The organism is Ruegeria sp. BE3 (genome assembly GCF_056538865.1).
The window spans coordinates 128,127-150,927 of the sequence record NZ_JBQFTW010000008.1 but is presented as its reverse complement, the minus strand read 5'-3'; the positions used below and the strand labels follow the sequence as shown (position 1 = coordinate 150,927).

Below are 22,801 nucleotides of genomic sequence, written 5' to 3'. Positions count from 1 at the left end.
AGGAACACCCCGGACAAAGGGTCTCTTTCCTGTCCCAACCAGCCAAATGTGCCCGTCAAGAATGCAATCAACGCCAACAGGTAAAGGATCGCGAATACAATGATAGTGGTTCTACAAACCAAGTCGAGCCTCAGCAAATCAAGCCAGTGCTACGCAGCCGTTTTCGGCTACGCAGCAGACTGGTCACAATGCGCCTTCGTCGCCCAGGAACTCGATACCAGCTGTCGTGCCATCACTGTAAGCAATGCAATTCCAAGGAGCACTATCCTCGCCAACGCCTACAGTGACCTGTGTCCCCGCCTCGCTAAACGCGGATGAGAGCACCACGACTTGCGAATTGTTCGTTGTGCTGGCTACATCTCGCAAACACGCCTGCTGAGCGGGTGTGAGTTCGGCGGACGCACTGGATGTACTCGTATCGTCGCAGGCCGCAAGCAGTGCGAAACAAGTTGCGCCCGCAATCATCACCATCTTTTTAGACATTTTCTTCTCCCTCTGGTTCCGTTGAAATTGGTGAAATTGGATGGCTTGTTTGAAGTTCTCGCGTCAGAGCAGGCTATGAAACATACTTCGGCCCTGTAACTTCCCTTCCCAACAACTTGTCGCGGGGGGTGGCGGGCGGAGCTATATTACTTTGACAACCGAGACCGCCGACAACGTGTGAAGGCTGAATGACGACAATGGCAGAAGCTCGAGCGAATTCTGGAGGTAGGCCGAGTACACTAAGTATAAGCATCGCGTCCTCCCAACGCTCAATCATTGTAAAGTGCCTTCCGACCGCCAGCACTCACTCCAGCGGCCGGTAGGGCCCGACAAGTCGGGCGACAGCGATCACAACGGAGGTAAAATGAAAGTTGTGTCAAATTCACATGTTTGAATCTAATTTTTAATAAATCAACATTTTTTCCGCGCGTAAACTTCGTTACGCTCTCGTACGATAGGCGTCTGCCCTCAAACAAAAAGGTAGGTGGGAGCACCCATGAGGGCGAATGTGTTCTTTTGGGTCGGCGAGGCGTTCTGAGGTCGCGCAGAAACCAAGAAAGGATTGAAAATGGGTTTTGTTGAATCCGTTAAGACGTGTTTCTCGAAATACTTCCAGTTCTCCGGTCGGGCTATGCGCTCAGAATACTGGTGGTTCTTCTTGTTTGTGGTTCTCGTGAGTGCTGCTTTAGCTGTGGTGGATGCGATCATATTCGGGACCAACCCAGAAACAGGGCAAGGATCTCGAGTTCTGTCCTCTGTTTTCCAACTGGCCGTTATCATCCCTATGCTGGCCGCCGGTTGGCGGAGGTTGCATGATACAGGGCGACCTGGCTGGTACTTGCTGCTGCCGATGGCGCTCAGCATTACAACGCTTTTTGTTATGCTGGGTGGCGTGGCGTTCTTCTCGGCATTGGAGCAAGGGGCCGAAAACCCCGATGCATTGCGAGGACCCGCGGCAGTTTTGGGCGTGACCGGTATTGTTGTTGTCTCAATTCTTCAATTGGTTCTGTCCATCCTGATGATCTGGTGGCTGACGCGACCTTCTCAAGAAGGCGCAAACGAATACGGCGCACCTGTTTCCTGACCTGGTTGCGCAGGCAGCGGGTCAGAATCTCTGCTGAATGACAGTTCGATTCTTAATACCAGGGAGAGAGACAATGAGTTTCAAGCTGATTCCCATTGGAACGCTACTGATGGCTATGGCGACCACAGCATCAGCAGAATGGTCGTTCAGTTCCGGGCCTAATCCTAACGCTTTTATTCAAACCGGAAACATGACGCTGGAACTTCAGTGTAATCGTATCCGGTTTGCTCCGGCTGGATATGAGGATAGCCAGGACATCGTGGAAAAGCAGGGGCTCTCCATTCGATTTTTGAAGAACGGCACCACCGAAGTTGGCGCATTTCAGGTTGGCGCAGAAAACGCAGCTGTGCAGATCGTCGACAATTATCCTGTCGAGGTCAATTTCAATAGTCAGGAGGATTATGGTTTTGTACTGGACCAGCTTGCGGCCAATGCATCGGTTAATCTGTCGATGATTGACCAAGATGTCAGCTACGGAATCTTTGACTTGAAGGGTTCCAGCGCGGCAATTCGGTCCCTTCGTTCCGCCTGCGATTCAGGTGCTAGCCAAGGGGCCTCCTACGAACCCCCAGAAGGTATCGTCTATTGTGGAGGCGGAGCGGTAGAGCGAGTCATCGAACCCGTAATTTTGGATAACCCGGAGGGAGAATGGGACGCGCGAGTAACGGTCAACGGCGAGTCGATCAGAGCCATGACGGCCTACAGTTACTTCGGAAACTATGAGCCGCCGGCCGGATTTGTCGTCGCCCTGCTTGGGGAAGACAGGTCCGAGTTTCTGATTTTTAGCGAAGACTCGTCAAACTGGCTGGAATACGGGGACTACAGGTATGATCAGTGCAATTGATGCCACCCTCCAACCGGCTTCCCAATTAGTGGGCCTGTTGAAAGGGTTGGTTTCCGGGATTGTGCTGGTTTCGAGCCCAGTATGGACCTCACCAGCTGTCGCGGCTGATGTTTCGCAACTTCCAACTGGTTTGCGGGCTAAGGTTGATCTGGCAGAACAAGCCTGCGCAGAGTTCAACGACGGTCAGTTTGACTTAGATTGGGGTGCGGTTGAGAGGGTCGATCTCGACGGAGATCTACAACCCGACTGGGTTCTGAATGAATCTGGATTCGCGTGTTCGAGTGCTGCATCTCTTTATTGCGGAACTGGTGGATGCATGTCGCACTTCTTGATTGAAGAGGAAGTTCACTCCTTGCTCAATCGAGGCTGGACGGTCGTCGAATTCGGGCGTCAACGCATTGTCCTTGCAGATGTCCACGGAACTAATTGTGACGGAATAAACCCGACGCCTTGCGCAACAGCCAGTGTTTGGGATGCGGAAGCAAAGACGTGGCGCTCGTCTGCTGGTGATTGGGAGTAAACTGTAATTGGGCACCGCATATAAGCCTGAGAGCCTGTATGTTCGGGTTCCTCAGTGGCATGCAAACCTGTTGGCAAACTTCCAAGCTTTTCTTTTATGAAATCAATGTCAGAAACGCAGCGTTATGAGCGTACCCACATCCGGTCTCGGAAATTGCAACGTCTTGTTACGAAGGTCCGCTTTGGGCTGCGAGCCGGCACTGCTGAACGTTGCAGAAAACGTCGGCAGCGGGCCCAAGCGGAATAGAATGGATTGTGGTTAAACACTCCGGACAGCTTGCGCTGCGCGTCGGAATAGAACTGCGCGGCATAGTCTTCGAGCGCAGTCAGCTCCTTTTCACCAGCCGCGTCCAGAGCCTCAGCCTCATTTAGTTCGGCAAGTTCGTCATACCGCTCGGCCTGTTCTTCGGTGAACTCCCGGCTCACCATCTCCAGACGGCGCATGCCTTCACTTCCCGAAAGCCCCTGCCCCGGCTCGCAAGAGACGGTTCAGGGGCTATTGGGACAGGGAGATCATGCCGGGGTGTTCTGGGTGGAAGCCGGCATGCCGGCTGAAACCTAGAGCCCGGTCACGAGACGACAGGCTCGGGATTTGCTATGGAAACAAAGAACACACTATCTCCCGGCAGTGATTTTTAACAGGAGACGGAACACTTCCATGGACTTTAAAAAACTGCGTTTCCAGCTGCGCCATTAGGGCGCGCGGCCCTCGGCAACATTCTTACCAACCTGATAGCAGTGCAGAGAGCATGGAAAGTGCCTGATCAACACTCCGTCGATCTCGCTTTCAGCTGTGATCGTCTTCGTTGTCGCGCCAGCAGGGATGCTGGTATCAAAGTTGCGTTTGGCAAATTCGATAAGCCCACGCAGCTCACCTGGTTGATCTGTTGCAAACCTATCGGACCATTTGATTTCATATGCCCATGTGGGTTTGAGGCGCGCCGGGTCTACGCGAACAAGGTCGACTTCCAAGTCTGCCCTGCCCTTTTTCCAGCGCGCATAGTGCAGGTTCCTCATAAGGTCTGAATGGAACCACTGCGAGAAAATCGCCGTTTCAGCCATCGCGCCCATGGCATCGTCTCCGTCTGAGATTTGTGCAAATAAGGCCGAGCGCATTGATGGGTTCGTAAGGTAGACCTTGAAATTGCGCATCCGTTGGAAGGTTTTGCCGGTGTCGTCGACGCGACGGACACGCACGATCAAAAAGGCGGCCTCAAGGTAGTCGAGGTATTTTGTGATCGTGTTCTTGGCGACGCCCGAGCTTTGCGCCAAACCATCGAGACTAACTTCCTGACCAGTATGATAGGCCAAGGTCGTGAAAAGCCGGTTCAACTCCTGAATATCCTGAATGCCATATAGGCTGGGCAGATCGCGCAGAAGAACTTTATCGATGATATCACGCCCAAGGAAGCGCTGCACATCGGCCTGAATTGTTTCGTTCAGAACTGCCTCTGGGTAGCCCCCAAAGTTTAGGTAGTGGATGAATTCCTCGTTCAACCGCACAATGTTCGGCGTGGAAAACCGCAGGGTCGACCCCAGCGGAGCCGCATTGACCAGATCGTCTTCTAATTCCCTAAACGCCAAGAATTCCGCGAAAGTCAGTGGAGGGAGAAAAAAATCTGTAAAACGTCCAGCGCCCGACTCCTCGCTTTTTAACCGCAACGCTGCCGCTGCAGATCCGGACGCGATGAATCTAGTGTTCGGATATTGATCGGTGAGCACCTTTAGGTGAATTTCCCAATCCTTCAGGTACTGAATCTCATCAAAAACAACGATCCGCCGATCTTGCTCCTTGTGGTCGGTTTCCTCTTCGAACAGTTCGATCAGACGAGATAGCGGCATACCGCTGTAAAGCGGCGTATCAATGGAAACAAACAGGATATTTTGACCATCAAAGCCTTCGATGGTCGCCTGCTCAATCAGCTGGCGCAGCATCACTGTCTTGCCAACCCTACGTGGCCCCATCAGGATGGTCGAGCGGCGCACGGACCAATCCAGGGCGAGCGCGGAGAAGGGGCCGAAATAGGCGCGTTTCTTCTCCGTCGGGCTTTGAGAAACCTTGTAAGTAGCGTCCCACCACGGGTTGTCCCGGCGGAGGCTTTTGAGAACGTCTGGTTTTGCAATTTCAAGCATGTCGCGCTAATATCAATCCATTGATACTAAGTCAACGAGGCTGTATATAGTACTGATTAATATATATTTTTCTCGTATCAACAACGACTCAGAGAATGCAAATAGCTGGCTCATTTTGCTTAGAAACGCGTCTTCTCCTTATAAAGTAGACGTACCACATTATAGGTCAGCGTTTGGTTTCGCATCGACATCTACTCTAGCGTTGGATGCTTTCAAGATAGAACAGCAGTCCGGCGAATTCTCATGGCGTCTTGAGCCGACAGGCTCAGGATTTGCCAATGATGCAGAACGTCATAAGCGAGCCCAAGACCGGTAAGTGTACTGTCAGGGTTCGGGTCTCCTGTTGCAGATTATGATTTCAGCTGGATGTGGGACGAGCTCGGTCTGTCAGACTACCGAAAATGAACCAGCTAGCCAATCAAATCAGGTTGCCCAGCGGTCATACAATCTTGCCCTCAGGCATGCCCTACTGCCCGCCCGTGATATTGACCTTGCCCACAACCCTGGCGCCGCTTTCGGTTGCCATCGTCTTGGCCGATACATCAGCCTGAATCTGTGCGCTCGATGCAATCTTCAGATCGTCGCATTTCAGACGACCTTGATGCTTGCCTTCAATAACGATCTTCTTGGCCGACAATGCACCGTCAACCGACCCACCAACCTGAACAGTGATTGTATCAGCGCTGATGTCCCCGACCACCTGGCCTTTGATTTCGACGCCTCCCTCACTTGCGTTGAGATTGCCTTCAATTGTCAGATCTTCTTCGACTATTGAGTTCGCCACATTGAAACCCTCTGGATGAGATGTTGGCGACCTTAGAAGGAAAGTCGCTCCTTGAACACCTTCCAATCCTAACTATCGTCGTGGTGCTCAAGTGTTCATTTGATTGGCGAGTCCCATCTAAAAGTCGAAGGTTTCGGAACGGACGTCGCGACACATGCGATCTTTACCGATCGGCCAATTCTGCCATTCATCAATTGGTCTTACGCTGCGTGCGGCTTCCTCAGAACGGGCTTTCGCGCTCAGCGTATCAATTGGTTAGGTTTTCAGAATGAAACCTGCAATTTGGATACTTTCAGTGGAGCTGAGCGTGAACCAGAAATCCTTCGACTTCATCTTCACCAATAGCGCGCAAAGCCTCAAGCCGGTGATATCCTTCGACAAGAATGTAACCGCCGCCTTTGTCGGCGCGCAGGCGTATGGGCGTGGTTTGGCCGTTTTCCATTATATCGTACGCGATGCGTTCGACTTTGGCGGGATCCAGAGTTTTTCTCCGTTTGACCGGAATGCGAACGTCGGCAATGGCAAATTTTTCTTTTATAGGCATGATCTCAACTTGCGCGAGAGGGCAGCATGTAAGCAAGCATTTCGGCCACGATATCCACCAATTTCTGAATTTGCCTCATGGAGCCGCTAGATAACAGCCTGTGTATAAGCGGCCATGAATTCGTAAATTACCGAGCAATTAGCCAAATCGAGGGCATCTTGGTGAACGGCCGAAGGAGACATTCATCGTAAGTACCGCTGCCGCTATGCGGCTTCACCAAACCGGCCTTTCGCCGCGCTCGCAAGATCGTTCGCCATGCGAATTCACAGATAGCGGGACAAAACCGCCATTGGATCCTAAACAATCAATGACCGCTATCAGCTTAAACCGGACCTTCAAAACTGGACATTGCAACTTCCGGCATGCGGGACAAAGCTGACGTTTGCGGTATGGCTGCCAAAGTCTGCTACTGTTCCGGGCAATCAACAAACGATAACTTTGGATGGTGTTACATTAGTCAAGAAATAGCATTCTCTGAGTTTTAGAGACGTTTTTCAGTAGGCTTGGCTACATTCTCTGACAAATGAAATCCTTTCGCTTGAAAATAAGCGAGCGCGCAGCGCCACCACCACTTGTTGATACAACATCCAAAATCTGCCAGCATATATTTTGAATTCCTGCTTCGAACCTTAAGCATAAGTTTTTGCGAGTTTGATGTGTACAAAAATTCAAAGCGACTTTTGACAATATTGGCAGCAGATGTTGCCGGGTTTACGAAGCTCGTTTCTGAGGATGAAGAGGCCACTCTACATCGTCTCGCAGAGCTTCGTTCGATTATGGATCCGATTATCGAGTCTTACGGAGGCAGGATCGCAAACACGGCTGGCGATAGTGTTCTGGCGTGTTTTGACAATCCCACCGGCGCGGTGGAAGCCGCTATTTCTATTCAAGAACAACATAATGCCAACAACGCTCAGCTAAGAACAAGCGACCGCATGAGGTACCGGATCGGTATCAATATTGGTGAGGTCGTTCAGCAACCCAACGGTGATTTGTTGGGTCACGGAGTGAATATTGCATCCAGGCTTGAGACGATTTCGGAACCTGGCGGTATTTGCTTGGCCGAAAACGTAATTGAGCAAGTCAAAGGAAGCTTAGACTATCGGTTCACAAAGATCGGGGAGCATTTTGTCAAAAACCTTGATCAACCGTTAAAGGTGTACAAGGTGGGTGAGGCTGCCCTTCCAACCTACGAGAAGGCCGCGCGAAAAATTCAGGCATGGGTTCGTGGGCAGTACTTCTTGCCACTCTTGTTCGCGGTTGTCTTAGTATCTATTGGCTTCTCAGCATTTGCCCTTCTGTCAAACAAATCCGACGAAACCAAAAGTTTTGACCCTGAATACCTCGAGGATTTTCTGACCTTAGATCCATCTCCCGAAGAGTTGCTCGAATTTTTTGATTTGGTAACCGCCGGCGAATACGGGGATTCGACTTATTACGTAATCAGAACGTGGGGCGCAGAATTTGAGATTCTTGAAAAGGTTTCCGAAGCCTTGGGTGGACACCTCGTTGCCATCACTGATGAACAAGAAAATGACTTTGTGTATCAACTGACGCTGAAAGATGATGGGCACTGGGCGTTTGAGGGAAACCTCGCTCTGGGGCCATTAATTGGCTTGGTGCAGGACCCTGAAGGCACGGAGCCTAGTGGTGGCTGGAGATGGGCAAATAATGAGCCAATGAAATTCTCCAATTGGAAGCGGGGTAGTCCTGACAATAGCAGCGGCAATCAGGATTTTGGGAATTTTCAAGGCCCTAATGTTCCCAAAACCAGCCCTCTTTGGAACGACACAACAATATGGAAGCGTTCGTTCATAGTTGAGGTTCCCAAACCCTAATTCCGAGATGTACCAGTCACAGTTTTGCGGGAGGTTCATAATTCAAGCGTGGTGCTTGACTGAATCCAGAACACCTCACTAGCATCAGTGAAAAGATATCTAGTGGAGTATTGGTGATATGCGGTCCTTTTTCGTTTTAATTTTAATATTTTGTGTTGGGTTTTTGAACGCAAAACTCGTAATGGCCGATTTCGCAAACGCCCAAAAAAGACTAGAATTCTTCTCCGCGAATAGTTCCTACCGAAATGCCTGGTGCCCGGAACGTAAGCCTTCCAAATTCACAACCGCACCAATCACTCAACCCTTCAAAACAGCATCCGGAAAAGACCGACCTCCCGCTGTTTTCATGAATGAACTCGGCGCGGCAAATTCCCATCTACTCCGCACCGGTTCCAAGGCGGACGCCAGCCAGATCGCCGATCAGCTTGCGGCAGCCGCTCAGGCCAGATCATTCGAAAAACAAGGTTTGTACGATGGCGTGAAGATAGACGCAGCCTGGTGGCAAGCGAACATCCTGCTCAATTTGTCGATGGTGCACAGTTCACTAAGCGCAATTCTGGGGAAAAATGACCCAAGAGTTGTCGCAATTGGGGATTGGGGAGATAGACTGGCAGCAAGTGCAGGCTCAGTTGGCGGTTTCGAGCAGATGTACGGTAAAGAAGGCCATGCCGCCCGTGCGGCTGGACTTTTGGCATGGGGTGCAGAAACAGGTAACCGAAAGGCGTTCAAAAAAGGTGAAAGAGATCTAGCATATCTGGCGCGGCAAATGCGCCCTAACGCCCCTTTGGCCGGTACATTTGACCAAGCTCGCAACAAACGTCCGGCCAAACGGCAACTACACTACACGTTCATCACGTACGGGTACCTCGTGATTGCGATGGATGCGTCGCAGCGTGGCGGTGGAAAAGGCTTTCGACATAAGAGCCGTCAGACAGATATCCATGGAGCATTGGTTTGGCTTGTTCAGGCATCCGCAGCGCCGAATAACCCAGTTGGCTTAAGCGGTCCCCAAGATACATTTTTCTGGACCACGCGAAGCGATAGGTACCACAACCTTGCTTGGGCGGAGGCTTATCTTCGCAACTATCCCAACACCCAAGCAGGATTGCTTCTGAAAAGAAAACTCAAAGGCCAACGTTCGCGCGGCGTGTTTGCCGGGTGGTATGGTGGCAACCTGACCTGTTCTCTTGGCCCGGGCAGTTAGGGCCAACCAAATATCGTGAGTACCGCTTGTTTACTCTTGAATATGGCCGCGACAAAGCGGGGAACCTATCATCACGTGCTATGTTCATTAAATTCATGGTGTAGCGTAGTGTGCAGGAAACACCGCCACCAGTGAGCTTGTGGTGCCAACATCTCGGACAACGCGGTACAATGTTGATTGGTTTATTAGTCGTGGCTGGAAACAAAGCCGACGTTCGTGCACCATGCAGTATCAGGCACTATGGGCTCAGTACTGACCTTGGAGCAGTGGCAGCATAAGCCCCTGCCCCGGTTACCATGACATGCCGAACGGCCCATTCCGGACATTCACCAACTGGTCGACCTGCTGCGGCGCGGCCCGTGGAACCTGCCATTCGCTGCAAATGCAAAATCTCGACGTCTGCGAACCACAGGATGCGGACGAAGTTGACGTTCATACGGAATACTTCAAAGTCCGCTTTAGAATTAGATCAAAGAATAATTTGTCCTCAGTTTTGCCCTCTGCTGCCGATTTCACAGGGTATGCAGGCAAGCAAGGTTATTTCCGTTGCTCAGCTGCGCACGGCAAAGCCGGCTCCGCCAATACCCACTCTAGGTGATATGCAACTCAGAATCTAAGTGACACCCTTTCTCATCCAGAACGAAGCGTGGAGAGAAAACGTGGGCGCCACATCGTCGATAGAAACGGATCATCGCAATGGGCGCTGTGGTAGCGAATCTTCGACCGCGGCTCGATTGTGGGACGTTTCCAAGACGTATTTTGATGCGGCGGGCGATCCTCATGTCGCTTTGGATGGAATCGAGCTTGAGATTCACGAGAACGAGTTTTTCACGCTGCTCGGTCCGTCGGGTTGTGGCAAGACGACGCTCTTGCGTCTGATCGGTGGCTTCGAACAATCCACAACAGGAAGTATTTCGATCTTTGATCAGGAGATGGCTGGCCATCCGCCCGAAGCGCGTCCGGTCAACACTGTCTTTCAGCATTACGCCTTGTTTCCTCACCTCAATGTACGACGCAATGTCGGGTTCAGCCTCGAAATGCTAGGGCGCGATCGGGCCGAAATTGCCGATGTAACCGACCGTATGCTCGGCCTAGTCGGGCTGGATGCAATGGCGGACAGAATGCCGGACCAGCTGTCTGGTGGCCAAAGGCAGCGTGTGGCACTGGCGCGCGCCCTGGCGCCGCAACCCAAGATCCTGTTGCTCGATGAACCCCTGTCTGCACTGGACCTGAAGCTGCGGCAGAAAATGCGGCTGGAGCTCAAGGCGCTACAACGCGAGACAGGTATCACCTTTGTCTTTGTCACCCATGATCAGGAAGAAGCCCTGGCCATGAGCGACCGTATTGCCGTGTTGGCCGATGGCCGCGTTCAGCAATTGGGAACGCCAGAGGACATCTATGATACTCCGGCCAATCGTTTCGTTGCAGATTTCATTGGGGGGTCAAACCTGCTGGAAGCTCGGGTCAGCGCGACAGGCCGCGTCAGAGTTTCAGATCTGGGGGAACTCGATGCTGAGACCGGTCAGCTTGCAAGCGGAAACGCGGTGACGCTATGTATCCGGCCAGAACAGCTGGTGCTCAACCCGTCAGGCGCGGGAGGCATCGGCCCATTCCAGGTGGTCGACCGCACCTATCTGGGGAACGCGGTTGCCTTTCATCTGAAAGCCGAGGACCAATTGGTCACCGCGCATATGCCGCGGGGCGGGGCGCGCGGTCAACTGGATTTCCAGCCCGGCGATCAGGTCTATGCAGATTTCGAACCTGGTGCCCTGCGGGTTTTGACCCGATGAAGGCGCGGGGGCAAAACAGACTCGCGGCGCTGCTTTTGTCACCCACACTGGCGATCATTGCCGTATTCATGATCGTGCCGATCGGCATCACCACGCTCTATTCGTTTCTGGAACCCGCCCGATATGGCGGTGTAATCTGGGAATTCTCGACCGACGCCTATGTCCGCCTGTTGTTCGAACGCGATATTTTCGATGACACGCTCAGTTTCTCTACCGACTACATCCGCATTTTCGTCCGCTCGCTGGTGCAGGCGGGTGTGGCAACAGTTTTGTGTCTGCTCATCGGCATCCCGACAGCCTGGTTCATCGCCACACGCCCGGATCGGCAAAAAACGTTCTGGTTGATGCTGGTCACGGTGCCTTACTGGGTCAACCTTCTGGTGCGCACCATCGCTTTGCTTCTGATTTTGCGCGACGAAGGGCCGATCAACGACAGCTTGCAGGCTATTGGCCTGACTGCTGGCCCGTTGCCGCTGTCATACAACAACTTCGCCGTTGGCGTGGGGCTGGCCTACAGCTTTCTGCCCTTCATGATCCTGCCCCTCTATGCCGCCATCGAACGGTTCGACTTCAGCCTGCTCGAGGCTGCCTATGACCTGCATGCCAACCGATGGAAGGCCTTTGTGGGCGTGGTTCTGCCCATCCTGCGCCCGGGTGTTGTTGCGGGCAGCCTTCTGGTCTTCATCCCCGGCATCGGTGCCTTTCTGGCTCCGGACATCCTGGGCGGTGGCAAGACCATCATGATTGGCAACCTGATTGGCCAGCAATTTCAAGGATCGCGCAACTGGCCCTTTGGGGCAGCACTCTCAACCGTTCTGATGACGCTGACATTGATCGCGCTCATGTGGTCTGCCCGTCGCGCGGCCAAAGCCGGTGCGGAGGTGGTGTAATGGCGCTTCTGGATCGACGCGACAAGGATATCCGCAACCTGCCCGGCTTTGGCACAATGGCGGTTGTTGCGGTGGTGTTTCTCTACGCTCCGATCGCATTTTTGACCCTCTATTCCTTCAATTCGGGCCGCTCGATCAGCCAGCTCGACGGGTTTTCCCTGCGTTGGTACAAAGCCGTTTTTGCCAATGAAGGCATTCAGAATGCCGCTCTGAATTCACTGACCGTGGCCGTCATCGCATCGAGCGTTGCGACCGTGCTGGCAACCGCGGCGGCCGTGGCCACCGTGCGCCTGCGGTTTCGTGGCAAGGAAGTGGCCTATGGCATCATCAACTTCCCCCTGATGGTCCCCGAGATCGTCACGGCCATCGCCACGCTGATCTTCTTCGCGACAATCGGTTTCCGGCTGGGGCTGATGACGGTGATCGTGGCCCATATCGTCTTTTGCATCCCCTTCGCCTATCTGCCGATCCGGGCGCGGTTGGCGTCAATGGATGCCGGGCTGGAACAGGCGGCGCGCGATCTCTTTGCCCGTCCCATGATGGCGTTTCGCCGGATCACATTGCCGATCCTCATGCCCGGTATCATCTCGGGCTGGCTGCTTGCTTTCATCATCTCGCTGGATGACTTCATCATCTCGGCCATGGTTGCCGGGCCCGGGGCGACCACCTTGCCGGTTCACATTTATTCCATGCTGCGCCTCGGCATCACGCCCGAGGTCAACGCCGTATCCAGCCTGATGATCGCTGCCTCATCGATCCTTGTCCTGCTGTCCGCGGTACTCAGCCGCAAAACCAAAACCTAATCTATCGAGGGAGACTAACTATGACTTTGAAAAACCTGACCCGCATGGCCGTTCTGGCTCTGGGAACATCGACACTGGCCTCTGCTGCCACCGCCGAGGGCGATCTCTACATCTACAGCTGGGGTGAATACACGCCGCCTGATCTGGTCGAGAAGTTCGAGGCGGAATTTGGCGTCGATGTGCATATCGACACCTATGACAGCATGGAAACCATGATCTCGAAGCTGCGCGCAGGGGCCGGCGGATATGACATCATCGTGCCGGGAGATGGCACAATGCAGATCCTGATCGCCGAAAACATTGTCGAGCAGATCGACGTGCACGCGATGTCGAACTTTGAACATGTCGATGAGCGGTGGCGTGAAGTCTATTGGGATCCTGCGCGTGAGTTCTCTGCGCCCTGGGCCTGGGGTTCCACGGCGTTTGTTGTTGACACGGATATCGTGAAAGGGGACGTCGATACGCTGGCGGTGTTGTTTGACCCTGCCGATGAGGTGAAGGGCAAGATCAACATGCTGCGCGACATAAATGACGTCATCAACATGGCGTTGCGCTATCTTGATCTGCCGCGATGTAATGACAACCCCGCGGACATGAAGAAAGTGCTGGCACTGCTGGAAAGCCAGAAAGAATGGGTCAAAAGCTTCGATTCCGAGACCAAAGAACCGCTTGTCTCTGGCGAGGCTGTCGTTTCGATGAGCTGGAATGGCTATGCCATGCGGGCCCGCGATGAAAAACCATCGCTGCGCTATGTTTATCCGAAAGAAGGGTTCACGGGATGGATGGACAATCTTGCCGTTCCGAAAGGCGCCCAGAACCTCGAAAACGCCAAGAATTTCATCAACTTCGTGATGGCCCCGGAAAATGCAGCGATGATCACCAATTACGCGCGCTATTCCAATGGCATCAAGGGGTCGGAGGCGTTTGTGGACGTTGATCTGTCCGGCGCGCCGGAAATGACCCCACCTGCAGATGCCCCGGCACCCGAGTTCATCCCGACCTGCAGCCCGGAGTCGACCGAGCTTTATGACCGGGTCTGGACGAAGCTGATGAACTGACCCGATCGCGCGGCGCCTTTTGTGCCGCGCACCCGCTTTCAAATTGAACGACCGGCCGCTTACCAAGGCCAAATGGAGATTGTCATGTCTAATGTCACCATCGCGGCCACCCAGATGGCCTGTTCCTGGGACCAGGACGAAAATATCCAGAAAGCCGAGGATATTGTCACCGCAGCTGCCGAGGATGGCGCGCAAATCATCCTGCTGCAGGAATTGTTCCAGACGCCATATTTTTGTCTCGAGATCTCGGCCAGGCATCTGGCCTTGGCCAGCACGCTGGAGGAAAGCCGGTTGGTGCAGCATTTTCGCGATTTGGCCAGGCGGCTGAACGTGGTTTTGCCGATCTCCTATTTCGAGCGTGCAGGCCTGGCGCACTACAATTCACTGGCCGTAATCGACGCGGATGGCGAAATACTGACCAATTACCGCAAGACCCACATCCCGCAGGCGGCGGGCTATGAAGAGAAATTCTATTTCACGCCGGGTGATACCGGGTTCCAGGTGGTCGCTACGCGCTATGCCAAGCTGGGATGCGGGGTGTGTTGGGATCAGTGGTTTCCGGAAACAGCACGATCTCTGGCGCTGATGGGGGCTGAGGTTCTGATGTTCCCGACTGCCATAGGATCTGAGCCGCACTATCCCGATCTGGACAGCGCCGCTCATTGGCAACGCACGATGCAAGGTCACGCCGCAGCGAATATCATGCCGCTGGTTGCTTCAAATCGTGTTGGATTGGAAAAGGATGGTGAAACCGAAATGACCTTCTATGGCTCGACCTTCATCGCGGATCACACCGGCGCCAAGGTGGCCGAGGCAAACCGCACGGATGAGACTTACATGACCGCCACATTCGATCTTGAAGCGGTGCGCGACTATCGCCTTTCATGGGGTGTGTTTCGGGATCGCCGCCCCGACATGTACACCGCGCTTGGTACGATCGATGGCGTGAATCTTGCTGTCGGCTGAAGGGGGTCACCGGACAAAGGAAAAGGGCGCCGGATGGAATTCCGGCGACCTTCTTCTTTTGCGTGTCAGACTTTCGGCTGCTCGTGGGTTGCACAATGGATGCCGCCACCGACTTCGCCAACCGGGTCGGTGTTGAGCATCACGATTTCACGGCCCGGATAGAGATCCGACAGGATCGCATATGCCTCTTCATCTGCGGGTTTATCGCCGAATTCGGATGCGATGACCGCGCCGTTACAGACATAGTAATTCACGTAAGACGCAACAAAATCATAGCTTTGCACACGAATATCCCAGGGCTCGGGCAGTTTCACCAGCTCTAGCTTTCGCCCCCTCGCATCCTCAGCGTTGCGCAGGATGTCATGGGTTTCAAAGGCCGCGCGGCTCCACGGGTCGTCGGGATCAACCTCGTCACCGATTTGGATCAGCACGGTTCCGGGCTCGGTGAACCGCGCGAGCGCATCGATGTGGTAATCGGTGATATCCGCCCCCTTGATACCCGGTGCCCAGATTACCTTGTCGGCGCCGTAGGTCTCCAGCAGGAGTTCTTCGACCTCCTGTTTCGCGCCCTTGTTGCGATTGGGATTGATCCACGAACTGGCATGCGCGATCAGGGTACCTTCGCCGTCAAATTCTGCCCCGCCGGCCTCACCAACCAGACCTACATCGAGCATCTCTAGGCCTAATCGCTCGGCCACGCGGATGGCGACCATACCGTCTTTGCGGTGCAGCTGCTTGCCGCCCCAGCCATTGAAATTGAAATGGGTCATGGCCAGATCGCCCTGGCTATTGACGACAAAAGACGGCCCGCTGTCGCGCGCCCAAAGGTCTTCGGTCGGGATGTCCCAAATCTCAACCTGCTCGCTCAGCAGACCACGGGCAGATTTGATGTGCTTGGCGGCCATCAGCATAACGACCGGTTCAAACCCGGCAATGGTGTTGGCAATTTCCGCAATCGTTGCCTGCAATTCCTTCAGAAACGCCCCATCGGAATAGACATACCGGCTAGCCGGCCACTGCATGAAGGTACGCTCATGTGGTTGTGCTTCTTCCGGATAGCGGAACCCATAGCTCCGCGCACCGGTCAGAGCGGCGTTTGCGGGCAACGTTCCAGCAGCCGTTAGGGCAGCTGCAGACTTTATGATGTCGCGGCGTGTCATCATTGTTCTTTCCTTTGGTGTCAATAGGCGGGACAGAAATCAGGTGGCAGAAAGTCCAGCGGATCGGTTTCCGCGCCGGGTGGCGTGGCAGATAAGGCCGCCATGAACACGGAAAAGAAACCACCCTGCGAATTCACCCCCAGCTTGGTATAAATACGCTTGCGGTGTACTTTGACCGTTTCCGGACTGTTTCCCAATCGCCGTGCAATGGATTTGTTCGAATGTCCTTTGGCAATCAGATGCGCCACCTCGGCCTCACGTTCGCTCAGAATGGATGTGCCAAAAAGGGCAAAGGCCTGCTCGACATGACCGCCGATACGGCCGATGCCGGATGTTGACGCAGGCGACAGCCCCGGCCAATGACGCCGCGCCAGTGCACCCAGCAGGGGCAGTATGTCAAGCAGATGCACCCGCGCATTTGCGCGCCCGGCACGACCGTGCCGAATGCCAAGCGACAGGACAATGGCCGCGTCACCCCCACACCGCAGGATCACGGCACATTCGTCAGCCAACCCCGTGGCGGCATAAAAGCGATTGAAATAGTCGCTTTGGCGAAAATCATCCGGAGCGAAATCCGACAGCATTTCAACAAGATCGCTGTCGCCTTCGCGATATAGCTCATGCAGCGGATCCAGCAGATATGCCCAATTCAGATAGGGCGTCAGCACCGCGGCACCGTCGGTGCTTGCGAGGTCATCGAAAACCACGATGGGGGCGTGGTCGGGGAAAAACGCACAGGCAAAGACCGATTCAAACCCTGATGCCTCTTTGCAAATCTCTGCAAGCACCTCCGGAAACCTTGGCGTTCCGACGGCAAGAACCGCCTGCGCCAAAAGATCAATGGTGCCTGGGAACGTCGCCCGATTGTCATGCGGATGATCCATCCCCGTCACAAGGCGCAACGCCGGTTCAGAGCGCGCCGAGGTAGCCTGCTGCTGCATCAGGCCGGCTCCTGCTGGGTGATGCAATGAATGCCGCCGCCGCCGACAGCAATGTCCGCGATATCGACCATCGTCACCTCCGAGTTGGGAAACAGATCCTGAAAAGTTTCCCGTGCCTCACCGTCAGTGCTCGTGCCATATCGCGGCATGACCACGCCATCATTGCACAGATAGGCGTTAACGTAGGATCGACAGAAGCGGTCCCCAATCACGCAGCTTTCATCGGCTTCCGGTATTTTCACCAGGCGGATCGGACGTCCCTTGGCATCTGCTACTCCTTCAAGCGCATCAATATTTGCCTGTTTGATCTTCCGCCACGGATCAGACGGGTCATCCGCCCCTTCGATAAGCACAACGCCCGGTGCTGCAAATACCGCGATTCCGTCGACATGACCGTCGGTTTCCGTCTCCTCGACATTTCCGGGCAACCAGATGACCTTGTCGCCGCCCAGCATGGCCATCAATTCGGCTTCGATCTCGTTCAGGCTCCAGCTGGGATTGCGATTTGAATTTGGAAAGCATGATTTCGTCGTCAAAATGGTACCATCACCATCCACGCTCAGACCGCCGCCTTCGGCAATCAGGTGGCTGGTGAAAGTCTGCACGCCAGCATCCTTGGCCATGGCGCGTCCGACCGCGGCATCCTGATCGAACGGTGTGTATTTTTCGCCCCAGGCGTTGAATCCAAACAGTGCCGCGGCCTTGGCACCATCCGCGTCCAAAAGGAAATTCGGGCCGGCGTCCCGCGCCCAGGAATCGTCAATTAGCACCTCGAGCAAGTCAATGTCCGACCCCAGCATATCGGTGGCCTCGGCCCTGTCATCGGGGTGCACGACCATGGTCACCGGCTCAAAACGCCGGATCGCATGGGCCACCGCTTTGAAACTTTTGCGCGTGGCCGCGATGTCCGGCCAGACAACCTGCCGGCACGGCCACATCATCCACGTCCGCGCATGCCGGGTGAATTCACCGGGCATTCGATAGCCAAGATCGCGGGGTGTTGGGGGCCTGTGCAACATGGCGTCATCTTCTACAAAAGGGTTCTACGCCATCTTTTCATGAGACAATAATTATGCAAAATTCCAATTTGTCATAGAATTGGCAAATATTGCTCATGAATAACCCGTATCGATCTCTCCCACCTCTCCCAATGCTCGTGGGATTTGAGGCTGCCGCTCGCCACAGCAGCTTTTCCCGTGCGGCCGGGGAACTGAACATTACGCAATCCGCGATCAGCCATCAGATCCGAACGCTGGAGGACCATCTGGGTCAGCCGCTTTTTCGGCGCATAGGCCGCCGGATCGAACTGAATGACGCCGGCCACGATCTGCTGAGCACCGCGCAGGAGGCACTTGAAACCGTTCGGCATGGCGTGCGCCGCCTGAATGCCTACACCAAACCGGGTTCGGTCATCTTGATGATGTCACCGGCTTTGGCCCAGGGCTGGTTCCTGCCGCGCTTGGCAAAACTGCGCGAAGATCTGCCAGAGGTCGAACCGTGGCTTCATACGACCGATGAAACCTGGGTGCCCGAAGAGGCCGAGATCGACATCGTGATATCAACGACACCATGGCACGACGAAGGCACGGTTACTGTGCCATTGTTGCGCGATCGCCTCTGGCCGATGGCGTCTCCTGAGACCTCTATGGATTTACCCGAACGGACGGACCATAACCGACTGGATTTGGCCCCGCTCTTGCATGACGAAGGCATGGACGACTGGCACAAATGGTTTACCAAAGTGCAGTCGACGCGGCAGGAAACTTCCAGCGGGCTGAACTTCTCTGACCCGGGTATGATGCTGCAGGCGGCAACACTGAACCACGGTGTCTGTCTGGGGTCGGAGATCTTGGCGGAACCCTTACTTGAGCGGGGCGCTCTTGTTCGCGTCGCATCTACCCCCCTGGAATGCTCACACGAATTTCACATGTCAGCTTGGAAACGCACATTTTCCCGCCCAGCAGTTCAAGCGACCTGGCAATGGCTGAGCGAATTTTCATCACTACAGTAGCGGAGAAGTCGTAAGCCGACCTTGGTGCGCCGCGCAGCATGGGTCACGTTGGGCTCGATGCCGACATCGGAGCAGGTGCGGCAAGTCCCTTGCCCCATGTCATACTGCCACCGAGGACGGCCCTTAGCCGACCTTCGCCCATACAGATACTCGCTGCGGTGAAGCCCGTACTGCCGCCGTTCGCTGCGGGTGCAAAGTCGAGAGCTTGATGGGTTAGAAGCGGACCACTGGTCTAAGCTGCACCGCATATGCTCAGAACGAATTCAACGCGTTGTTGCACTGATACCCTTGGCAGCTCCGTTCTCAAGTAGCCAAGGGTATCTAGTGCGCACAAAATACGGTGATACTCCTGAACTGCTGCGCAGAAGTCGTGTCTGCGCTCACCATCCTGCGTGAAAAGCTCTTTCCATGGCGGAGCCACAAAAACTTGCTTCGCATATTGCCGCGTTTTTCCGAGTGTTTCTGATAAGTCCTGTCCGCCGGAACTCGCTAAAGCAACAGCTGCATCGACCAACCCGCGATCAAAAAAGACAGAACCTTCTAACTCACGCGCTGCGTGCAAGTCGCTCATTGCAACCTCAATGGCACGCAATGCGAATGCGTGCATGTTGACCCACGGCAAAGCGTGACCCGATCGGGCCAATTCATCCGCAACAATCCGTCGACCGGGCTCTGTCACCGTGGCGTGTCCGCGCTCGCCGAGGGCCTGAAGTAACGTTGACTTCCCGCCACCAGAACAGCCTGTCAGCAAAATCAACTTTTGTCTCATCTCTGTTTCCGAAAACCAATTCTGCTTCGCGCTAACGTTCGTTTTGAGGGAGTCCGTCTGCGAACTCGTAATAGTCCCCTTTCTCGGACACGAAGATATGCATCGCGAGGGACGTATGCGTTGGACCATCGAATACGCCCATGGCGACAGCCGTCCAGTCATGGTGGATCGGATCCCAGAACAGTGTTGATCCACAGGTGCCGCAAAAGCCCCGTCGCGCCTTTTCAGAAGATTGGTACCAGCGCACTGCATCCTCGCCTTCGATCCGAAGTGCCGTACGGGGAATATCTATGGAGGCCTCAAAATGACCGGAATGCTTGCGACATTGCTGGCAGTGGCACGCGGTGGGGCGCGGCAGGTCACTTTCGACGACGATCTTTACGGCGCCGCAAAGGCAAGATCCTCTATGCATGGCCGACCTCCTCTGCTTTTGGCGTACGGTTTCGGCGCCGCACGTTCAGTGCTTGAATGAGAGCTTTCGCCTCGACTGGCGGCTCCTGTTCGATGCGTCGGTAGTCGGTACCATCGTTTTGACGCGTCAGAAGCCCGGCAGAAATCATTGTTCGCCGCAGGGTTGCTGGATCTTTGAACGCGTGTTCGAGATTCAGACGCTCGTTGACTTCCTGCTCCATCATCAACTGTGCCGGTGGGAGCCTTGCCCAGAGCGCCCAGAGAGCAAGAGTTTGTACGCTGCGTCTTGACGGCCAGCGAAGGAGACATCCGCTGGCGTCGAATTGATGCAAGGCGCGCTCAACGGCTCTCGCATCAACAGTTTGCCCGTTGGTTGCGCGTGCAAGCCTTTGACCAGCGGCATGGACCGAGCGCATGTGTTGGACGTTTTGAAAACCTGCGGCACGCGCAGCCATATTCATGAGCACGAGGTGCGGCGGGCTTGCGTCACCGAGTTGCTTGGCGAGGGATCGCACAAACACGGTCAAGTCGTCCGCGTGTAACGGCAGAGAGATTTTAGGCATGGGGCTTCCACATCAAGCGCCAATGCTGGATCGTCGGTCGCTGGCTTAACGAAGCGGCGCTCTCAACTGTGTTAGTGAATGCATTGCCGTTCGATCTGTTTGGCAGGTTTAGCTCTCCCAGAGGAGCAGCGACGCCTCGGTTTCTGCCGACCGTGCAAAGTAGATAGCAAACGATGCGACCGAGGCCAAGCCCATCGTTGTATTGCCTGCCCAACCAGACAGTTTCCTTCATCCGTCTCTTCCTGGTTCGCTCTGATCGCTGGAGAATAACGCGATCTTGTTGCCTTGAGGATCGCGCAGGTAGCCGACAAAAAAGTTCGGTCCGTAGGCCTCTCTGAAGCCCGGCGCTCCATCGTCTCTTCCACCCGCCTCAAGTGCAGCGGCATGAAGATCACGAACCTGTTGTTGGCTGCGCGCCTCGAACGCGACCATCGTGCCATTTCCTGTTGATGCGGGCTGCCTGTCAAAAGGAGATTTGACATAGAACTCAGGGAGGTTTGGCGCCTGCCCCGGCTTTGTAGGAAGCGCATAGCTCAGGTCACCGTGATAGTGTTCCAGCTGATATCCGAGATCTGGCAGAAACGCGGAGTAGAAGCGTTCAGCGCTCTTCATGTCATCGGCACCTATTGTGATGTAGGCAATCATAGTTAAGCATCCTTGTGATTTGTTCCCATTCGTCGCTTGGCGCGTTTAGTCGCGGCGGTTCGCGCATTTGATCATATAAACCAGTATCGCCGCGCATGTTCGGCCTTAGCCTCTTCGATGGTCATGCGATTTCTACCAAGCGGATCAATTGATGGAAGATCATTGGGTCGTGCTGAAGCGGGCAGAGTGCCGATGGCAAGAACGGCCGCACCGCCGGCAAGCGCCGCAGAAAGGCCAAACATGGCACCCCAGGATATGCCAGCGACGATCCCGGCCAAAACCGCTCCAAACGCGCCTACCCCGTCCAGCAAAGTGAACGCGAAACCCAGCGTCGTACTTTCGTTGCGATCCGAGTGATCAACTGCGGCTGCCAGCATTGTCGCTCGAACTGCGTCCAGCGAGGCAACCCCAAAGGCCATGATTGCAATCATGACCAAGAACGGGGGCTCGAACACCAGTAAACCGATAGCCAGGGCAGCAAACCCGTTTCCAGTCGCGAGTACCGGAAAGCGGCCGAGCTTGTCGGAAATTGATCCAACCAACGGCTGGGCGAGCGCCCCGGCCACAAGCATAGCTGCAAAGATAACCCCAATCTTTCCGGGTGCAAGTGCGTGAACCGTCGCCAAGTAGAGCGGGATCATGCTCATCAGACCAATCAGTGCCATGTTATTGAATGAGACCATGGCAACGAGGCGAACCCCATTTAGACTGCGCCATGTATTCAGAAGCAGCAATAGCTCCTTTCTACTGATACGCGAAGCTTCGGATAAAGGAACCGCCCGCGCGACCCACAAAAAGCAAACGCCAACACAGGCGGTTGGAAGTACCGAAAGCGCCAGAGCAACGCGCCAATCCACAACCGATAACAGCAACCCGATCAACAGTGGCGCGAACACCTCCGCAAAAGACCCTCCAACCGCATGTATTCCCAAAGCGCGGGCGCGCGTTGTCTTGTTGTCGTCGGTCAGTACTCCGGTTGCAATCGGATGCCAGGCCGCGTTGCCCATCCCAGCGAGTGCCAGAAGGATCGCAAGGCTCCAAAATCCTAGCGCCTTTGCTGCGAGCGCATATCCCACGACGACCCAGAAAAAGGTACCGACAAGAAGACGACCCCGGCTCGACACCCGATCTGCGATGAGGCCCGCAGGCAGATAGGCCAAAGCACCACCAACGCTGAGCAGCGTGAACAGTAGACCGACCTCAGCGGGGGAAAGGTCCATGTGGAGGCCAGCGGCCGGCACGATCAACCATAGCGCTGCGATTGGCCAGTCGATGGCGAAGTGTCCTGCGGCAAACCAGGCCATCAGAGATCGTTCTGTCATAGTGCCTAACCCATTGAGTGCGAAACTTCAGGCACGGTG

The 22,801-nt window shown here is 54.7% G+C and carries 24 protein-coding genes; 12 read left to right on the top strand and 12 right to left on the bottom strand.

The genetic code is table 11. From position 1 onward, the window contains the following. Window positions 1-183: 183 nt before the first annotated feature. Window positions 184-483, bottom strand: coding sequence for a hypothetical protein (locus tag ACR0AZ_RS17115; RefSeq protein WP_480473278.1), 300 nt, complete (start codon window positions 481-483; stop codon window positions 184-186). Between the two features lie 568 nt (window positions 484-1,051). On the opposite strand from ACR0AZ_RS17115, the gene ACR0AZ_RS17110 reads away from it, so the two are divergent. From ACR0AZ_RS17110 to ACR0AZ_RS17100, 3 genes are all read left to right on the top strand, one after another. Continuing rightward, window positions 1,052-1,567: a DUF805 domain-containing protein gene (locus ACR0AZ_RS17110; RefSeq protein WP_281996016.1), complete on the top strand. Its 516-nt coding sequence runs from the start codon at window positions 1,052-1,054 to the stop codon at window positions 1,565-1,567. A gap of 73 nt (window positions 1,568-1,640) precedes the next feature. After that, window positions 1,641-2,411: a hypothetical protein gene (locus tag ACR0AZ_RS17105; RefSeq protein ID WP_480473280.1), complete on the top strand. Its 771-nt coding sequence runs from the start codon at window positions 1,641-1,643 to the stop codon at window positions 2,409-2,411. Next, entirely contained in the window at window positions 2,395-2,931 is a 537-nt protein-coding gene (locus tag ACR0AZ_RS17100) for a hypothetical protein (RefSeq protein WP_281996014.1), read from the top strand. Before ACR0AZ_RS17105 ends, ACR0AZ_RS17100 begins: the two co-directional genes overlap by 17 nt. Before the next feature lie 122 nt (window positions 2,932-3,053). On the opposite strand, the gene ACR0AZ_RS17095 is transcribed toward ACR0AZ_RS17100, so the two are convergent. The 3 genes from ACR0AZ_RS17095 to ACR0AZ_RS17085 form a co-directional block, all read right to left on the bottom strand. Further along, window positions 3,054-3,374: a hypothetical protein gene (locus ACR0AZ_RS17095; RefSeq protein ID WP_480667941.1), complete on the bottom strand. Its 321-nt coding sequence runs from the start codon at window positions 3,372-3,374 to the stop codon at window positions 3,054-3,056. Window positions 3,375-3,623: 249 nt separating this feature from the next. Continuing rightward, window positions 3,624-5,063 carry an ATP-binding protein gene (locus ACR0AZ_RS17090; RefSeq protein WP_480473282.1) on the bottom strand — a complete coding sequence of 480 codons (1,440 nt, stop codon included), beginning with the start codon at window positions 5,061-5,063 and terminating at the stop codon, window positions 3,624-3,626. Between the two features lie 466 nt (window positions 5,064-5,529). Beyond that, window positions 5,530-5,847 (bottom strand): bactofilin family protein, encoded by a 318-nt coding sequence (locus ACR0AZ_RS17085; protein WP_480473284.1) that lies wholly within the window; start codon window positions 5,845-5,847, stop codon window positions 5,530-5,532. A 268-nt stretch (window positions 5,848-6,115) separates the two neighbouring features. Between ACR0AZ_RS17085 and ACR0AZ_RS17080 the strand changes: the two genes are divergently transcribed. The 8 genes from ACR0AZ_RS17080 to aguB all read left to right on the top strand — a co-directional run bounded on the left by ACR0AZ_RS17080 (window position 6,116) and on the right by aguB (window position 14,940). After that, window positions 6,116-6,481: a hypothetical protein gene (locus ACR0AZ_RS17080; protein WP_480485032.1), complete on the top strand. Its 366-nt coding sequence runs from the start codon at window positions 6,116-6,118 to the stop codon at window positions 6,479-6,481. A gap of 482 nt (window positions 6,482-6,963) precedes the next feature. Next, window positions 6,964-8,229: an adenylate/guanylate cyclase domain-containing protein gene (locus ACR0AZ_RS17075; RefSeq protein WP_480667940.1), complete on the top strand. Its 1,266-nt coding sequence runs from the start codon at window positions 6,964-6,966 to the stop codon at window positions 8,227-8,229. Between the two features lie 181 nt (window positions 8,230-8,410). Further along, window positions 8,411-9,433, top strand: a complete 1,023-nt coding sequence (locus ACR0AZ_RS17070) for a hypothetical protein (RefSeq protein WP_480489140.1) — start codon at window positions 8,411-8,413, stop codon at window positions 9,431-9,433. A gap of 734 nt (window positions 9,434-10,167) precedes the next feature. Further along, window positions 10,168-11,223: an ABC transporter ATP-binding protein gene (locus ACR0AZ_RS17065; protein WP_480667946.1), complete on the top strand. Its 1,056-nt coding sequence runs from the start codon at window positions 10,168-10,170 to the stop codon at window positions 11,221-11,223. Between the two features lie 35 nt (window positions 11,224-11,258). Next, complete coding sequence (locus tag ACR0AZ_RS17060; RefSeq protein WP_480667939.1) at window positions 11,259-12,113, top strand: ABC transporter permease; 855 nt, start codon at window positions 11,259-11,261, stop codon at window positions 12,111-12,113. Further along, complete coding sequence (locus ACR0AZ_RS17055) at window positions 12,113-12,916, top strand: ABC transporter permease (RefSeq protein ID WP_480667938.1); 804 nt, start codon at window positions 12,113-12,115, stop codon at window positions 12,914-12,916. The genes ACR0AZ_RS17060 and ACR0AZ_RS17055 overlap by 1 nt, the downstream gene beginning before the upstream one ends. Before the next feature lie 20 nt (window positions 12,917-12,936). Beyond that, the gene (locus ACR0AZ_RS17050; RefSeq protein ID WP_480667937.1) at window positions 12,937-13,974 is read left to right on the top strand and encodes an extracellular solute-binding protein; all 1,038 of its coding nucleotides are present in this window, start codon (window positions 12,937-12,939) and stop codon (window positions 13,972-13,974) included. A gap of 84 nt (window positions 13,975-14,058) precedes the next feature. After that, a complete protein-coding gene (gene aguB / locus ACR0AZ_RS17045) occupies window positions 14,059-14,940 on the top strand; it encodes an N-carbamoylputrescine amidase (RefSeq protein WP_480667936.1) in 882 nt (293 codons plus the stop codon). Window positions 14,941-15,005: 65 nt separating this feature from the next. Here the strand turns inward: aguB and ACR0AZ_RS17040 are convergent, their stop codons facing one another. Genes ACR0AZ_RS17040 through ACR0AZ_RS17030 form a run of 3 tightly spaced genes read right to left on the bottom strand, consistent with a single transcriptional unit; the run spans window position 15,006 to window position 18,060 of the window. Continuing rightward, a complete protein-coding gene (locus ACR0AZ_RS17040; RefSeq protein WP_480667935.1) occupies window positions 15,006-16,103 on the bottom strand; it encodes an agmatine deiminase family protein in 1,098 nt (365 codons plus the stop codon). Between the two features lie 17 nt (window positions 16,104-16,120). Further along, a complete protein-coding gene (locus ACR0AZ_RS17035; protein ID WP_480667934.1) occupies window positions 16,121-17,041 on the bottom strand; it encodes a helix-turn-helix transcriptional regulator in 921 nt (306 codons plus the stop codon). Further along, window positions 17,041-18,060: an agmatine deiminase family protein gene (locus tag ACR0AZ_RS17030; protein WP_480667933.1), complete on the bottom strand. Its 1,020-nt coding sequence runs from the start codon at window positions 18,058-18,060 to the stop codon at window positions 17,041-17,043. The genes ACR0AZ_RS17035 and ACR0AZ_RS17030 overlap by 1 nt, the downstream gene beginning before the upstream one ends. A gap of 131 nt (window positions 18,061-18,191) precedes the next feature. Here ACR0AZ_RS17030 and ACR0AZ_RS17025 point away from each other — a divergent pair, with 131 nt between their 5' ends. Beyond that, window positions 18,192-19,052, top strand: coding sequence for a LysR substrate-binding domain-containing protein (locus ACR0AZ_RS17025; RefSeq protein WP_480667932.1), 861 nt, complete (start codon window positions 18,192-18,194; stop codon window positions 19,050-19,052). 232 nt (window positions 19,053-19,284) lie between these two features. Here ACR0AZ_RS17025 and ACR0AZ_RS17020 read toward each other — a convergent pair whose 3' ends face one another. From ACR0AZ_RS17020 to ACR0AZ_RS17000, 5 genes are all read right to left on the bottom strand, one after another. Beyond that, window positions 19,285-19,821 (bottom strand): AAA family ATPase, encoded by a 537-nt coding sequence (locus ACR0AZ_RS17020; protein ID WP_480667931.1) that lies wholly within the window; start codon window positions 19,819-19,821, stop codon window positions 19,285-19,287. 31 nt (window positions 19,822-19,852) lie between these two features. Then, window positions 19,853-20,233, bottom strand: coding sequence for a GFA family protein (locus ACR0AZ_RS17015; RefSeq protein WP_480473202.1), 381 nt, complete (start codon window positions 20,231-20,233; stop codon window positions 19,853-19,855). Beyond that, window positions 20,226-20,795: a DUF2087 domain-containing protein gene (locus tag ACR0AZ_RS17010; RefSeq protein WP_480667930.1), complete on the bottom strand. Its 570-nt coding sequence runs from the start codon at window positions 20,793-20,795 to the stop codon at window positions 20,226-20,228. Before ACR0AZ_RS17010 ends, ACR0AZ_RS17015 begins: the two co-directional genes overlap by 8 nt. Before the next feature lie 228 nt (window positions 20,796-21,023). Then, on the bottom strand, window positions 21,024-21,440 hold the full coding sequence (locus ACR0AZ_RS17005; RefSeq protein WP_480473206.1) for a VOC family protein: 417 nt from the start codon (window positions 21,438-21,440) through the stop codon (window positions 21,024-21,026). A 71-nt stretch (window positions 21,441-21,511) separates the two neighbouring features. Then, complete coding sequence (locus ACR0AZ_RS17000) at window positions 21,512-22,762, bottom strand: MFS transporter (RefSeq protein WP_480667929.1); 1,251 nt, start codon at window positions 22,760-22,762, stop codon at window positions 21,512-21,514. Window positions 22,763-22,801: the final 39 nt, after the last annotated feature.

Bases quoted from the DNA above. Each gene is read 5' to 3' on its own strand.
- ACR0AZ_RS17035 (WP_480667934.1), bottom strand. From the start codon at position 17,041: ATGCAGCAGCAGGCTACCTCGGCGCGCTCTGAACCGGCGTTGCGCCTT.
- ACR0AZ_RS17010 (WP_480667930.1), bottom strand. From the start codon at position 20,795: ATGCCTAAAATCTCTCTGCCGTTACACGCGGACGACTTGACCGTGTTT.
- ACR0AZ_RS17030 (WP_480667933.1), bottom strand. From the start codon at position 18,060: ATGTTGCACAGGCCCCCAACACCCCGCGATCTTGGCTATCGAATGCCC.
- ACR0AZ_RS17100 (WP_281996014.1), top strand. From the start codon at position 2,395: ATGATCAGTGCAATTGATGCCACCCTCCAACCGGCTTCCCAATTAGTG.
- ACR0AZ_RS17080 (WP_480485032.1), top strand. From the start codon at position 6,116: ATGAAACCTGCAATTTGGATACTTTCAGTGGAGCTGAGCGTGAACCAG.
- ACR0AZ_RS17105 (WP_480473280.1), top strand. From the start codon at position 1,641: ATGAGTTTCAAGCTGATTCCCATTGGAACGCTACTGATGGCTATGGCG.
- ACR0AZ_RS17020 (WP_480667931.1), bottom strand. From the start codon at position 19,821: ATGAGACAAAAGTTGATTTTGCTGACAGGCTGTTCTGGTGGCGGGAAG.
- ACR0AZ_RS17090 (WP_480473282.1), bottom strand. From the start codon at position 5,063: ATGCTTGAAATTGCAAAACCAGACGTTCTCAAAAGCCTCCGCCGGGAC.
- ACR0AZ_RS17070 (WP_480489140.1), top strand. From the start codon at position 8,411: ATGGCCGATTTCGCAAACGCCCAAAAAAGACTAGAATTCTTCTCCGCG.
- ACR0AZ_RS17115 (WP_480473278.1), bottom strand. From the start codon at position 483: ATGTCTAAAAAGATGGTGATGATTGCGGGCGCAACTTGTTTCGCACTG.
- ACR0AZ_RS17110 (WP_281996016.1), top strand. From the start codon at position 1,052: ATGGGTTTTGTTGAATCCGTTAAGACGTGTTTCTCGAAATACTTCCAG.
- ACR0AZ_RS17040 (WP_480667935.1), bottom strand. From the start codon at position 16,103: ATGATGACACGCCGCGACATCATAAAGTCTGCAGCTGCCCTAACGGCT.
- ACR0AZ_RS17015 (WP_480473202.1), bottom strand. From the start codon at position 20,233: ATGCATAGAGGATCTTGCCTTTGCGGCGCCGTAAAGATCGTCGTCGAA.
- ACR0AZ_RS17095 (WP_480667941.1), bottom strand. From the start codon at position 3,374: ATGCGCCGTCTGGAGATGGTGAGCCGGGAGTTCACCGAAGAACAGGCC.
- aguB (WP_480667936.1), top strand. From the start codon at position 14,059: ATGTCTAATGTCACCATCGCGGCCACCCAGATGGCCTGTTCCTGGGAC.
- ACR0AZ_RS17005 (WP_480473206.1), bottom strand. From the start codon at position 21,440: ATGATTGCCTACATCACAATAGGTGCCGATGACATGAAGAGCGCTGAA.
- ACR0AZ_RS17055 (WP_480667938.1), top strand. From the start codon at position 12,113: ATGGCGCTTCTGGATCGACGCGACAAGGATATCCGCAACCTGCCCGGC.
- ACR0AZ_RS17050 (WP_480667937.1), top strand. From the start codon at position 12,937: ATGACTTTGAAAAACCTGACCCGCATGGCCGTTCTGGCTCTGGGAACA.
- ACR0AZ_RS17000 (WP_480667929.1), bottom strand. From the start codon at position 22,762: ATGACAGAACGATCTCTGATGGCCTGGTTTGCCGCAGGACACTTCGCC.
- ACR0AZ_RS17025 (WP_480667932.1), top strand. From the start codon at position 18,192: ATGCTCGTGGGATTTGAGGCTGCCGCTCGCCACAGCAGCTTTTCCCGT.